General features: G+C 65.7%; 11 protein-coding genes. 7 read left to right on the top strand and 4 right to left on the bottom strand.

Annotation, left to right across the window (positions count from 1 at the left end; translation table 11 throughout):
* Positions 1-30: 30 nt before the first annotated feature.
* The gene (gene lptG / locus AC1DNE_RS07200) at positions 31-1,122 is read right to left on the bottom strand and encodes an LPS export ABC transporter permease LptG (protein WP_476765124.1); all 1,092 of its coding nucleotides are present in this window, start codon (positions 1,120-1,122) and stop codon (positions 31-33) included.
* Positions 1,122-2,315, bottom strand: coding sequence for an LPS export ABC transporter permease LptF (lptF, locus tag AC1DNE_RS07195; protein WP_476765125.1), 1,194 nt, complete (start codon positions 2,313-2,315; stop codon positions 1,122-1,124). The genes lptG and lptF overlap by 1 nt, the downstream gene beginning before the upstream one ends.
* A 155-nt stretch (positions 2,316-2,470) precedes the next feature.
* Between lptF and AC1DNE_RS07190 the strand changes: the two genes are divergently transcribed.
* From AC1DNE_RS07190 to AC1DNE_RS07180, 3 genes are read left to right on the top strand one after another with little or no spacing between them, the layout of a single operon-like run.
* Positions 2,471-3,964 carry a leucyl aminopeptidase gene (locus AC1DNE_RS07190; protein ID WP_441470580.1) on the top strand — a complete coding sequence of 498 codons (1,494 nt, stop codon included), beginning with the start codon at positions 2,471-2,473 and terminating at the stop codon, positions 3,962-3,964.
* Between the two features lie 49 nt (positions 3,965-4,013).
* Positions 4,014-4,466: a DNA polymerase III subunit chi gene (locus AC1DNE_RS07185; RefSeq protein WP_441470579.1), complete on the top strand. Its 453-nt coding sequence runs from the start codon at positions 4,014-4,016 to the stop codon at positions 4,464-4,466.
* Positions 4,463-4,873: a hypothetical protein gene (locus AC1DNE_RS07180; protein ID WP_476765126.1), complete on the top strand. Its 411-nt coding sequence runs from the start codon at positions 4,463-4,465 to the stop codon at positions 4,871-4,873. Before AC1DNE_RS07185 ends, AC1DNE_RS07180 begins: the two co-directional genes overlap by 4 nt.
* Positions 4,874-5,048: 175 nt before the next feature.
* Here the strand turns inward: AC1DNE_RS07180 and AC1DNE_RS07175 are convergent, their stop codons facing one another.
* Together AC1DNE_RS07175 and AC1DNE_RS07170 are read right to left on the bottom strand one after the other, a co-directional pair.
* The gene (locus tag AC1DNE_RS07175; RefSeq protein ID WP_476765127.1) at positions 5,049-5,735 is read right to left on the bottom strand and encodes a DUF2161 domain-containing phosphodiesterase; all 687 of its coding nucleotides are present in this window, start codon (positions 5,733-5,735) and stop codon (positions 5,049-5,051) included.
* A gap of 159 nt (positions 5,736-5,894) precedes the next feature.
* Positions 5,895-7,769: an ABC-F family ATP-binding cassette domain-containing protein gene (locus AC1DNE_RS07170; RefSeq protein ID WP_441470576.1), complete on the bottom strand. Its 1,875-nt coding sequence runs from the start codon at positions 7,767-7,769 to the stop codon at positions 5,895-5,897.
* A gap of 371 nt (positions 7,770-8,140) precedes the next feature.
* Here AC1DNE_RS07170 and coaD point away from each other — a divergent pair, with 371 nt between their 5' ends.
* The 4 genes from coaD (at position 8,141) to AC1DNE_RS07150 (ending at position 12,190) form a co-directional block, all read left to right on the top strand.
* On the top strand, positions 8,141-8,641 hold the full coding sequence (coaD, locus tag AC1DNE_RS07165) for a pantetheine-phosphate adenylyltransferase (RefSeq protein ID WP_441470574.1): 501 nt from the start codon (positions 8,141-8,143) through the stop codon (positions 8,639-8,641).
* A 187-nt stretch (positions 8,642-8,828) separates the two neighbouring features.
* Positions 8,829-10,160 (top strand): proline--tRNA ligase, encoded by a 1,332-nt coding sequence (gene proS, locus AC1DNE_RS07160; RefSeq protein WP_441470573.1) that lies wholly within the window; start codon positions 8,829-8,831, stop codon positions 10,158-10,160.
* A 43-nt stretch (positions 10,161-10,203) separates the two neighbouring features.
* On the top strand, positions 10,204-11,496 hold the full coding sequence (locus AC1DNE_RS07155) for a lipoprotein-releasing ABC transporter permease subunit (protein WP_441470572.1): 1,293 nt from the start codon (positions 10,204-10,206) through the stop codon (positions 11,494-11,496).
* A gap of 4 nt (positions 11,497-11,500) precedes the next feature.
* On the top strand, positions 11,501-12,190 hold the full coding sequence (locus AC1DNE_RS07150; RefSeq protein ID WP_441470571.1) for an ABC transporter ATP-binding protein: 690 nt from the start codon (positions 11,501-11,503) through the stop codon (positions 12,188-12,190).
* Positions 12,191-12,648: the final 458 nt, after the last annotated feature.

Below are 12,648 nucleotides of genomic sequence, written 5' to 3'. Positions count from 1 at the left end.
ACCCAAAATTAACCATAGGCACAGTACGATTCACCCGTCTTCCTGATGGAGGAGGGCAAGGGTGCCCAGCATCGTCCCCAATGCTGCGGGCAACCACGCCGCGACGATCGGATTGACGATTCCCGACGATCCGAGTTCCTCCGACAGCTGGGTCGCAACATAGAGCACGAACCCGGCCGCGACGCCACCTATCACCAACTTGGTCACACCACCAAAGCGGAAAAATCTTAAGGAAACGGATGCTGCCACCAGCACCATGGCGATGAGCAGCAGCGGGCGCGCCATAAGTGCCTGATATCGCAGCTCATAAGGCGTCGTGTCGAGGCCGGCCCGCTGTGTCCGATCGATGACCGTTGGCATGGACCAGAACCCCACCGCATCGGGCGGGGTGAAGCTCTGTCGCATCTGTTCCGGCTCCAGGGTCGTCGAGACCATGTAGCTCGCGAAATTCTGTGGCTCTTCCGTGGCGGAGGTGATGCGCGCCTCGGTAAGTTCCCAGTGTCCCGGACGCAACACGGCCTGCTTCGCGTCGATGCGTTCCTTGAACGACCCGTCGTGGTTGAACACGAAGAACGCCACCTGAGACAAGCCGTCCTCGTCCGGCAGGGCGCCGGCCGCGCGGATAATGGCCTGTCCATCGACGCTGCGCTGCCTCAGCCAGACATCCTGGGCAGCGCCCGTCTTGCCGCTCGCGCGGACGAACAGCCGCGTTTCGAGCGCGGTGGCCTTGCGCTTCAGATCAGCCGCGAGCGGGTTGTAGATCATGATCGACATCAGGCCGATCATCCCGGCGACGGCCGCTGCGGGCTGCAGGAACTGCCAGGCCGAAACGCCGACCGAGCGCGCGACCACCAGCTCCAGCTTACGACTCAGCGTCAGCAGCGCGAACATACCGCCGAAGAGTGCGGCGAAGGGGAAGATCTGTTCGGCCACGGCTGGTGCGCGGAAGAGCGCGAGCTGCACGATCCGCGGGGTTGTCGCGATGGGGGAATCGCCGGCCCGGCGCATCAGCTCGACGAAATCGAGCGTGCCGATCAGGAAGAAGAAGGTGCCGAACACACTGAGGATCGCGCGGGCGAAGCGCTTTGTCAGATAGCGCCCGAAGGTCGAGAACAGGAGCATCAGGCGCGCCGGAAACGGGCCGCAATATTGGCGAGCGGCGTTGTCAGAGGGGCAGTGAGTCGCGCCATAACGGGGCGCAGGCGTTCACCGTAGAAGATGACRGCGAGGGCCAGCGTGATGGCCGTGATCGGCAGGATGTAGAGCAGGGCGGCGGCGAAGGGCGAGCGGACGCTCGCCGTCCAGGCCGCATAGGCGGCAATGCGGGTCGCGCCGACGATCATGATCGCGGCCTGGATCGCCAGCGCACGTCCCTGGCGAGTAGTCCGCGCTTCGCCGATCGCCGCGAAGGCGATCAGCATGAAGGCGAAGGGGTAAAGCGGCGCCGACAGGCGATTGTGCAGCTCGGCCCGGAAGCGGCCTTCCTGAATCTTGTAGTAGCTCTCGTTCGGGTTCTGATTGATGAGCTGCCAGGTCGAGCGTTCGCGCGGCTTGTAGACCACCTTGTCGCCGTCGCCTTCCCCGGGGCCGCCGGTCGGATCGCCAGTCAGCGCCGAGAGATTGAGCGCGTAGCGCTCGAAGGAGATGATGGACGTCGTGGTGGTGTTCTTGGTCTCGCGCTGGATGGTCCCCTTCTCGAGCATCAAGAAGCTCTGGCCTTCCGCCTCGACCGTTCGTCCGCGCTCGGCGAGATAGATCGAAGGCTGCGCCGGGTCGCGACGATCCTGCATGAAGATGCCGACCAGCGAGTCGCCGGCCTTCTCGCGGTAGTGGAAGGTGACGCCGGAATCGAGCGAGACGAACTGCCCCTCCTTCACGACGTTGGCGACGAAGTCGGCGCGGATCAGCGTGATCAGATCGCGCAGCATGCGGAAGCTCGCGGGCATCACCGAGATCGTCATCCACGCCACAATGACCGCGGTGATGATGGTCAGGGCGAGGAAGGGCCGGACGATCCGGTGCGGTGCCACGCCGGCGGCGTTCATCACGATCAGCTCGGAATCGCCGTTGAGCTTGTTGAGCGTGTAGAGCGTCGACATGAACAAGGCGACTGGCGCGATGCCGGCGATCAGCGCGGGCAGCGACAGCAGCGTGACGGTCAGGAAGATCAGGACCGTCTGGCCCTTGCCGGTGATGAGGTCGACTTCGCGCAGGGCCTGCGTGACCCAGATGACCCCCGTGAGACCGAACAGCAGCACGATCGCCGCCCCCGCCGCGATCTTCAGGATGTATCGGTCAAGGCGGTTGAACAGCACGCATCACTTCCGGCAGTCGGGAATGGGAGATTCCCGAGGTGGTTCGTCGGACACCCCATATGGTATAGGCGCGTTCGCGGCGCAAACGGGAATCGTTTGCCGCCGGCCATCCCTGTGTCCTTCCCCGGCACTTGTCGCAAGATTGTGAGCGGATCATGTCCCAGCGCCTGAAGCTCGAGGTCAAAGCCCTGAATGCCGTCGAAGGGCAGGATCTCGTGATCCTGGTTTCGGATCGGCTCGTGTTGCCGTCCGCGGCCGAGAATGCGGCGGGGCGCGCTGCGCAGGCTCTCCTGACGCGGGCCGCCGCGGCCGAGCGCTACAAGGGCAAGGCCTATGCCGGCCTGACCTTGCCTGCTCCCGAGGGGGCGTCCTACGAGCGGCTGATCGTCGTCGGGATCGGCGACGCGGACAAGAATGACGATCTCGATTTCGTCAAGCTCGGTGGCGCCATCGCCGGCCGGCTCGGTGCGGGGCGCACGGCGGAAATCATCCTGGCGCTGCCGGCGGGAACGATCGCGGCCGAGCGTGGCGCCGAGCTGGCGCTGGGCCTGAAGCTGCGCAGCTATGCCTTCGACCGCTACAAGACGAAGAGCAAGGACAAGGATGACGCCGGGCCGATCGCGGTGACGCTGCGCTCGGATGATCCTGCCGGCCTGAAGAAGGCCCTGAAGGCGGCCGATGCCGTCGCCGCCGGCGTCGTGCTGGCGCGCGACCTCGTCAACGAGCCGCCGAACGTCCTCTACCCGGAAGAATTCGCTGACCGGGCCGCCAAGCTGAAGAAGCTCGATGTCGAGATCGAGATTCTCGACGAGAAGGATCTGAAGAAGATCGGCATGCGCGCCTTGCTCGGGGTGGGCCAGGGCTCGCGTCGCGAGAGCCGCGTCGCCATCATGCGCTGGAACGGCGCCGGCAAGGACGAGCAGCCCGTCGCCTTCGTCGGCAAGGGGGTTACCTTCGACACCGGCGGCATTTCGCTGAAGCCTGGTGCCGGCATGGAGGACATGAAGGGCGATATGGCCGGCGCTGCCTGCGTCGTCGGTCTGATGCACGCGCTTGCCGCCCGCAAGGCCGAGGTCAATGCGATCGGCGTCATCGGCCTCGTCGAGAACATGCCGGACGGCAACGCCCAGCGTCCGGGCGACATCGTCACCTCGCTCTCTGGCCAGACCATCGAGATCATCAACACCGACGCGGAGGGCCGCCTCGTCCTCGCCGACGTGCTCTGGTACACGCAGGAGCGCTTCAAGCCGCGCTTCATGATCAATCTGGCCACGCTGACCGGCGCGATCCTCGTGGCGCTGGCACAGGAGAATGCCGGCCTCTTCACCAACAGCGACGAGCTGGCGCAGCGTTTGACGGCCGCCGGCCTCGCGACCGGCGAGACGGTCTGGCGCATGCCTCTCGGCAAGGCCTACGACAAGATGATCGATTCGAAGTTCGCCGATATGAAGAATTCGGCCGGGCGCTATGCAGGCTCGATCACCGCTGCGCAGTTCCTGCAACGCCACGTCAACGACACGCCCTGGGCGCATCTCGACATCGCCGGCACCGGCATGGGCGCCAAGGACAGCGAGATCAACCGCTCCTGGGGCCCCGGCTGGGGCGTGCGCCTGCTCGACCGGCTCGTGGCCGACCACTACGAAAGCTAAAGTCATTTCTGCGGAACGAACGTCAGTGTTTTAGGAGAAAAGGGTTTCGATGGCCGAGATCCTGTTCTTCCATCTGCAGTCCCGCCCGCTGGAGCAGGTCCTGCCGACGATCCTCGACCGGGCGCTCTCGCGCGGCCAGAAGGTCGTCGTCGAGGTCTCAAGCCAGGAGCGGCTGAGCGTGATCGACGATCACCTCTGGACTTACGCGGATGAGAGCTTCCTGCCGCATGTCACGGCGATGGAGGCGGACGCCGCACAGAACCCGGTGGTGATCACCACGCAGGATCACAATCCGAACGCTGCGCAGGTCCGGATCTGCGCTGACGGAGTTCGCATTCCCGACGCAATGCAAGACTACGAGCGCATCGTTCTGATATTCGATGGAGACGATCCCGAGGCGCTGACAGCGGCCCGCGAGGATTGGAAGAAAGCCCGGGCCTCCGGCCATGCCGCCAGCTATTGGCAGCAGGACGAGGCCGGTCGCTGGGAGAAGAAAGCGTGAGACTGCCGGTTCTGTTTCTCTGCGCCGCGACACTCGCGGGCTGCTCGGTCGACATGGGCGGTTTCGCCTTCCAGTCCGAAACCAAGGGCGGCGTGACCACGACGCGGACGAGCAGCGCCAGCGCCGGAATCTCGACGCAGGAGCCGGTGCTGACGCCTGAGGGCGATTGCAGCGTCGGCGCCTCGCTCGATCCCTCGACACGCCCGCTGCCGAAGGAGATCGCGCCCGGCATCACCGAATGCGAGCTGGTGAAGCTCAAGGGCACGCGGCCGACCGACGTGCTGATCGGCGAAAGCGGCAAGGGCCAGCGCGAGGTCCAGGTGCTCTATGCCGAGCCGGGCGGGCGCGAGATCTACATGTTCACCGACAACCGCCTCAGCCGGATCGTCAAGCCGGGGCAGGGGTGAACGGCACATATTCGCACGCCGGGCGGGGGCTTCGGCTGCCGCCGCGTTCTGACGTGTGCCGTCGCGCCGCGAGCTGAAAAAATACGCGGTGGCCCCGCTGTTGCTGTGGGGGCAGCGTTTTCCCGGTCTTCCACAGCTGATGTCGCGTGGCGGAAACCGAAGGTCGGTTCGGGGCTCAGGCGGATGTCTGGCCGCTCTCTCGATTCGCGGCGTGCTCGGATAGCCAGGTCGCCAATGCACTGCGACCTGTCTCGGTCAGCGCGTAGACGCCGCGCTCGGACCGTTCGAACCAGCCATAGACATTCCGGCGCAGGATCTTCTGGGCATCGGGGAACGATGGCTTGAGATCGCGCGGGCGTTGCGGCGCCGACGCCATCGCTGCGGCACAGGCGAGCGCCTGCTGGCGATACGCTGTCATGATGGGCTTGCGCGTGCCTCCGCCGGCGACGGGGTCACCCTGGCGCCGCTTGTGCTCCTCCACCAGTCTCGAGCGCCGACGGGGATCCTTCCGCGGCGTAGGCGCGGTCGGGGAGACCAGGATATCGACATGGCCGGATTTGGAGATGCCCAGCAAACCGAAGCCGAGGCGCCGGCAGAGGTTGCGATATCGCGGATCGCTTTCGCGGCCCTTGCCCTTGGCGGAAAGCTGAGCTGCCAGCCAGATTTCATCGCCGAGGCTCATTCGCTCCACGCCCTGCAGAATGAGCTCCAGATTGAACGTCAGCTTCAGCTCGCCGATGATCACGACGGCCGGATCATCATCCCGAAGCCCGACGAGATCGCAGTGTCCGATCTCTCCTTTGACGGAATAACCCAGGCCCTCGAGGAAGCGCTTGACGGGCAGATAAAGAGAGGTTTCCACACCGCATCTCCGGACAACGCGTCGAGCATGCCCTCATAGTCGTTTCAGCCAAGCAAACGCCGTGCTGGGCAGGGCGCCGCGCCTCCACCGGCAGAACTTGCGAACTCGGCGGTCGACGGGCGCGATCCTTGGTCGCCCGACAGCGCTGCCCGCCGGGCCTTACGCGCTCTCCAGCTCCTCGCCGAGCAGCAGCCATTCCTCCTCGGCGGCCGTCAGCGCCTCCCCCAGCTCAGCGCGCTGGCGTGAGAGCTGCAGCGCCTTCTCAGGCTCGCGGGAGAAGGCTCCGTTGGCGAGCGCCGCGTCGACCTTCTCGATCAGCCCGGTCAGCTTGGCGATTCGCGCTTCCGCAAGGTTGAGCTTCTGCCTGAGCGGCCCGAGCGCGGCCCGCTTGGTCGCGGCCTCCTTGCGCTCGTCCGTCTTCGGCTTTGCGGCTCCCGCTTCGGGAGCGGGCTTGCCGCGCCGCTCGGCCTTGGCGGTGTCGAGCACGAAGGCGCGGTAGTCTTCCATGTCTCCATCGAAGTTCTTCACCGTGCCGTTCGCGACCAGCCAGAGCCGGTCGGCGCAGGCCTCGATCAGGAAGCGGTCGTGGCTGACGAGGATGACGGCGCCGGGGTAGTCGTTGATCGCCGTCATCAGCGCCGTGCGGCTGTCGATGTCGAGATGGTTCGTCGGCTCGTCGAGGATCAGCAGATGCGGGCCGTGGAAGGTGGCGAGCCCCAGCATCAAACGGGCTTTCTCGCCGCCCGAAAGCAGCTTCACCGGCGTATCCGCCTTGCTGGCGGGAAAGCCGATCTGCGCCGCCTTGGAGCGCAGCTTCGACTCCGGCGCATCCGGCATCAGGTCACGCAGATGGCCGACGGGCGTATCTTCGAGCCTCAGCTCGTCGAGCTGGTGCTGGGCGAAATAGGCGGTCTCCAGCTTGCTCGATTTCTTCATCTCGCCGGAGAGCGGGGCGAGCCTTCCGCCGATCAGCTTGCAGAAGGTCGATTTGCCGTTGCCGTTGGAGCCGAGCAGGGCGATCCGGTCGTCCGGGGCGAGGTTGAGCTTGAGCCGCGACAGCACCTTGCGCTCGCCATAGCCGGCGCTGGCGTCGTCCAGCACGATCATCGGCGGCGAGAGCGGTTTCTCCGGCCCGGGGAAGACGAAGGGCTGCACGTCGCGGTCGACGATCGCTGCGATGGTCTCCATCTTCTCCAGCCGCTTCACCCGCGACTGCGCCTGGCGCGCCTTGGTGGCCTTGGCCTTGAAGCGATCGACGAAGGCCTGGAGATGCTTGCGCTCGGCGTCCTGCTTCTCCTTCGCGCGGGCGAGCTGCATCTGCTTCTCGGCGCGCTGCTTCTCGAAAGAAGAATAGCCGCCGCGGTAGAGCGTGAGCTTGCCCTGGTCGAGATGCAGGATGTGGTCGACGCTGGTGTCGAGCAACTCGCGATCGTGGCTGATCACCAGCACGGTATGCGGGTAGCGCTCGAGATAATCGTAGAGCCAGAGCGTGCCTTCGAGGTCGAGATAGTTGGTCGGCTCGTCCAGCAAGAGGAGATCGGGCTCGGAGAAGAGCACGGCGGCGAGCGCGACGCGCATGCGCCAGCCGCCCGAGAAGTCGGAGCAGGGGCGCTGCTGCGCCTCCTCGTTGAAGCCGAGGCCGTGCAGCACCATCGCTGCGCGGGCCGGCGCGGAATGGGCGCCGATATCGGCGAGCCGTGTTCCGATCTCGGCGATGCGATGGGGGTCGGTCGCGGTCTCCGCTTCCTGCATCAGCGCGGTGCGTTCGGTGTCGGCGGCGAGCACGACCTCGATCAGCGATTCCGGGCCGCCCGGCGCCTCCTGCGCCACGCCGCCGATGCGCCGGCCCTTCGGCAGGCTGATGTTGCCGCTCTCGGTGCCGAGATCGCCGGTGATGATCTTGAAGAGGGTCGTCTTGCCGGTGCCGTTGCGGCCGACGAAGCCGACGCGCGCGCCGTCCGGAATGGCGGCGCCGGTGTGGTCGAGCAGCAGGCGCTCGCCAAGGCGATAGGTGATGTCGTTGATCGTCAGCATGGCCGTCGTTTAGGCGGTTTGCCTATGAAAACGCAATGCAAAGCCGGCATAACCAGCCTGTCGTCACCGTTTCGTCACAATCTCGCCTCGTCGCGGCCCGCTGGCGCCGTCACCCAACGGCAATGCAGTAACTTCCGATTCGCGAGGCAGTCTTCGATGCATGCCTACCCGTTTGATGTCGCGTCCCGCCACGTTTCTTCGCTAGCCTCCCTGATGATCTGCCTGTCGATCATCCTCGGCAGTGCCGCCGCGCTCACCGCAATCGTCCCGTTTTCCTGAGGTTGCATCGGCTTGCCTTGGGGCAGGCCGAGCCTGGCTGGGATCGGGGATGCGGCTTGTCGCGCTGTGGATGAGCCGCTAACGCTGGCATCATGGCACGCATCGCTTTCTACACCGGTTCTTTCGACCCCGTGACCAACGGCCATGCCGACGTGATCGCGGCTGCGGCCGGGCTTTGCGACAAGCTCGTCGTCGCGATCGGCGTCCATCCCGGCAAGACGCCGCTTCTCTCCGTCGAGCAACGCGCCGAGCTGGTGCGTACTGTCGCGACGCCGCTGCTTGCGGCGAAGGGGGCTGTGCTCGATGTCGTGACCTTCGATGATCTCGCGGTCGATGCGGCCCGCCGCGCGGGCGCCTCGATCATCATCCGCGGGCTGCGCGACGGCAGCGATCTCGACTACGAGATGCAGATGGCGGGCATGAACGGGACGATGGCGCCGGAGGTGCAGACCGTGTTCCTGCCGGCCTCGCCCGGTGTGCGCTACATCACTGCGACGCTGGTGCGCCAGATCGCAGCGATGGGCGGGGACGTCTCCCCCTTCGTGCCGGCGCCCGTGCTCTACGCGCTGAAGGCGCGCTTCGCTCGAAGCTGAACCTAAATCAGGCAGCGAAACGCGAAATAGATCGAGGCGAGAGACACACAACTTCGCCATCTTCCGCCGCTTTCTGCTGATTTTGGTTTGCATTTTGCCGAGAGCGATGGTGTCTCTCAGGTAAAGCGACTCGTTGCGTAGTTCCCCGGTGCGATCCCCCGCGCGCTGCCCTCCGACAGGTTTTCTGATGCGTCTTTCCCGCTATTTCCTGCCCCTTCTGCGCGATACGCCCAAGGAGGCGGAGATCGTCTCGCACCGGCTGATGCTGCGCGCCGGCATGATCCGCCAGCAGTCGGCGGGCATCTATGCCTGGCTGCCGCTCGGCCTGCGCGTGCTCGACAAGATCTGCAAGGTCGTGCGCGAGGAGCAGAACCGCTCCGGCGCCATCGAGATCCTGATGCCGACCATCCAGTCGGCCGATCTCTGGCGCGAGAGCGGGCGCTACGACGCCTATGGCAAGGAGATGCTGCGCATCAAGGATCGGCACGATCGCGACATGCTCTACGGCCCGACCAACGAGGAAATGGTCACCGAGATCGTCCGTGCCTACGTCAAGTCCTACAAGGACCTCCCGCTCAATCTCTACCACATCCAGTGGAAGTTCCGCGACGAGGTGCGCCCGCGCTTCGGCGTGATGCGCGGCCGCGAATTCCTGATGAAGGATGCCTATTCCTTCGATCTCGACAAGGAATCTGCGCGCCACGCCTATAACCGCATGTTCACCGCCTATCTGCGCACCTTTGCGCGGCTCGGCCTGAAGGCGATCCCGATGAAGGCCGATACCGGCCCGATCGGCGGCGATCTCTCTCACGAGTTCATCGTGCTCGCCTCGACCGGCGAGAGCGAGGTCTTCTGCCACAGCGACTACCTGAATTTCGAGACACCGGCCGCCGACACCGATTTCGACAGCGTCGCCGGCCTGCAGGGCGTCGTCGACAAGTGGACGAGCCTCTACGCCGCCACCGAGGAGATGCACGACAAGGCGGCCTTCGAGGCGGTCCCCGAGGACAAGCGCGTTTCGGCGCGCGGCATCGAGGTCGGCCACATCTTCTATTTCGGCACCAAGTATTCCGAGCCGATGGGCGCGGCTGTGGCCGGCCCGGACGGCCAGCCGGTACTGCTGCATGGCGGCTCCTACGGCATCGGCCCCAGCCGTCTCGTCGCGGCGCTGATCGAGGCCGGCCATGACGATGCCGGCATCGTCTGGCCCGACGAGATTGCGCCCTTCGACGTCTCCGTCATCAACCTCAAGGTGGGTGATGCCGCGACGGACGGCGCCAGCGAGCGGATCTACAAGCACCTGCTCGCCAAGGGCTACGACGCCCTGCTCGACGACACCGACGATCGGCCGGGCGCCAAGTTCGCCACCGCCGACCTGATCGGCGTACCCTGGCAGATCATCGTCGGGCCGAAGGGCCTGGCCGAGGGCAAGGTCGAGCTCAAGCGCCGCGCGGGCGGCGAGCGCGAGCTCGTCTCGCTGGAAGCTGCGCTCGACCGCTTCAAGGGCCGGGCGGCGTGACGGAGCGCCGCGCCAAAGGTCCTCGCATGGTCAGAGCCGCTTCATGAGCGCTGTCGCCGAGAATGCCGTCATTCCGACTGGAACGAAGCCTTTCGCCGGCTTCGAATGGCTGCTGGCCGGGCGCTATCTGCGCACGCGCCGGCGCGAGGGCTTCGTCTCGGTCATCGCCGGCTTCTCCTTCCTCGGCATCCTGCTCGGCGTCGCCACGCTGATCATCGTGATGTCGGTGATGAACGGCTTCCGCAAGGAGCTGCTGGAGAAGATCGTCGGCGTAAACGGGCATATCTTCGCCACGCCGATCGACCGGCCGCTCGACGATTACGACAGCGTCGCCCAGAAGCTCGCCAAGATCCATGGCGTCAAGCTCGCGATTCCGCTGGTCGAAGGGCAGGCTCTGGCCTCCTCGCAGACCGGCAACAATGGCGTGCTGGTCCGCGGCGTGCGCGAGGCTGACATCAAGGCGATTCCCTTCATCGGCGGCAACATCAAGTCCGGCACGCTCGACGGCTTCGACAGCGGGACGCCGGGCGTCGCCATCGGCCGGCGCCTCGCCAATGCGCTGGGCCTCCAGGTCGGCGATTCGATGACGCTGGTCTCGCCGCAGGGGGCCTCGACGCCTTTCGGCACGGCGCCGCGCATCAAGGCCTATCCGGTCAAGGCGATCTTCGAGATCGGCATGACCGAGTTCGACGGCACCTTCGTCTACATGCCGCTCGCCGAGAGCCAAGCCTATTTCAACCGCGACGGCGACGTGAACGTCATCGAGATCTTCGTCGACAATCCCGATCGGACGCAGACCGTGCGTGACGCGATCGAGGCCGATGCGCCGCGGCCGCTCGTCCTTTCGGACTGGCGCCAGCGCAATCGAAGCTTCTTCAACGCGCTCGAGGTCGAGCGGAACGTGATGTTCATCATCCTGACGCTGATCGTGCTTGTGGCGGCGCTGAACATCGTCTCCGGCCTGATCATGCTGGTGAAGGACAAGACCGCCGACATCGCCATCATGCGCACCATGGGGGCCACGCGGGGCACGGTGCTGCGCGTCTTCCTGATCACCGGAGCGGCGATCGGCGTCATCGGCACGGTCGCCGGCCTCATCCTCGGTGTGCTCTTCGCCAACAACATCAAGTCTATCATGGCGGCGCTGAACTGGATCACCGGGGCCAATCTCTGGGACCCGACCGTGCGCTTCCTGAGCGACATCCCCTCCGTAATCGACTGGCGGGAGGTGGTGAGCGTCGTGCTGATGGCGCTGACGCTGTCGCTGCTGGCGACGCTCTATCCGGCCTGGAAGGCCGCCCGGCTCGACCCGGTCGAAGCGCTGAGGATGGGCTAAGCAGATGGCGCAGGAGATGCCCGCGCTCTTCCTCTCGCAGGTCGAACGCTTCTATCCGCAAAGCGATGCGCCGCTCGAAGTGCTGCGCCGGGCCGATTTCGCGCTCTGGCCGGGCGAGGTCGTCGCGCTGGTCGCGCCCAGCGGCACCGGCAAGTCGACCCTGCTCCATGTCGCCGGACTGCTGGAGAAGCCGGATGCCGGCGAGGTCTTCGTCGGCGGGCTAGCCACGACCAAGCTCGACGATGCCGGGCGCACGCGCCTGCGCCGCACCGAGATCGGCTTCGTCTATCAGTTCCACCATCTGCTGCCTGAGTTCACGGCGCTGGAGAACGTGGTTCTGCCGCAGCGCATCCGGGGCCTGCCGCGCGATGTGTCGGAGGAACGGGCATCGGAGCTGCTGACCTTCCTGGGCCTCGGCGAGCGGCTGGATCATCTGCCGGGCGAATTGTCCGGCGGCGAGCAGCAACGTGTCGCCATCGGCCGCGCTGTCGCCAACGGGCCACGTTTGCTGCTGGCCGACGAGCCGACCGGCAATCTCGACCCGCATACCTCGCAGCACGTGTTCGGCACGCTGATGGCGCTCGCGCGGGCGTCGGGGCTCGCGGCGCTGATCGCGACGCACAACCTGCAGCTCGCAGGCCAGATGGACCGGCAGGTGACGATCCGCGACGGGCTCGTCGTGGCGCTGGATTGAGGGTGCTGGCCGCCATTCTCGGACAGAGCGCTGCGCCGGTCCGAGATGCTTCGGCCGCGGCTGATTTCTTTCAATTCGAGCAGCACAAGTCGGGGCCGGGCAGGGCATGCGCCCACCCGGACCGGGCGGAGCCACGGTCTCCTGCTCTGTTAAGCGGCCCGAGTGGCTGTTAGGGCATCATTAACCGCCCGAGAGCGCGGGCGGCTTGGCCGCGTGCACATCGATTGACGAGAACAAATCATGAACTAAAATGAACCTATCAAGAACAACGGAGGTTCTCATGACTGCAGCGCGTAAATTCGCCGCCGGCCTTGCCGAGATCGCCTCGCTCGGCGTGTTCCTCGGCATGATCTGGCTCTGGGCAGCGATCTTCTCCGGGCCGCACGTCTGAGTGCGGCAGGAGCCATCCACAGCATCGGCCGAGAAACCTCGACGCAGGGCGTGCCGAGGTTTCGCAT

The sequence above is a fragment of the Allobosea sp. 05L423 genome (assembly GCF_056397745.1).
This window is presented reverse-complemented; position numbering and strand designations above follow the sequence as displayed.